The organism is Alcanivorax sp. UBA3183 (assembly GCF_002364155.1).
GTDB classification, from domain to species: Bacteria; Pseudomonadota; Gammaproteobacteria; order Pseudomonadales; family Alcanivoracaceae; genus Alcanivorax; species Alcanivorax jadensis.
This window is the reverse complement of record NZ_DEXN01000014.1, coordinates 41,948-42,394: the sequence shown is the minus strand read 5'-3', so window position 1 is coordinate 42,394 and position 447 is coordinate 41,948. Positions and strand designations below refer to the sequence as shown.

Annotated in this window: 1 protein-coding gene; it reads right to left on the bottom strand. The window is 68.7% G+C overall.

From position 1 onward, the window contains the following. A partial coding sequence (locus B3Q33_RS05935; protein ID WP_286827239.1) for a proton-conducting transporter membrane subunit occupies positions 1-447 on the bottom strand: 447 nt, incomplete at both ends.

Sequence of the window (447 nt, the reverse complement as noted above, 5' to 3'; positions counted from 1 at the left end):
CCGGCCCCAGCAGCATGGCCGGTGGCGCTTCGCTGGGGCTGTGGGTGAGTGCGGCGGGCTTGCCGAACCAGGGGCGAATACCGATCACGGCGGCCACGGCCACCCCCAGTGTGGCCGCGACTACGATGGCCGCGCTGAACAGTGGCGCCAGGGCATGGCCGTGGTTCAGGCCGGCTTCCAGTAATTGTTCCTTGGCGATAAAGCCGAACAGGGGCATCACCCCGGCCAGGGACAGGGCGGCCAGGCCGGCGCAGGCGCTGGTCACGGGCAGGTAGCGAGCCCAGCCGCCGGTGTCGAGAAAATCCTTGCGACCGGTCTGGTGATCAATGATGCCGGCCACCATGAACAGGGCGCCCTTGTAGAGCGAGTGGGCCAGCAGGTAGCTCATGGCGGCGAGCAGGGCGGTGCGGGTGCCCAGGCCGATCAGCATGGTAAGAGTGCCCAGGG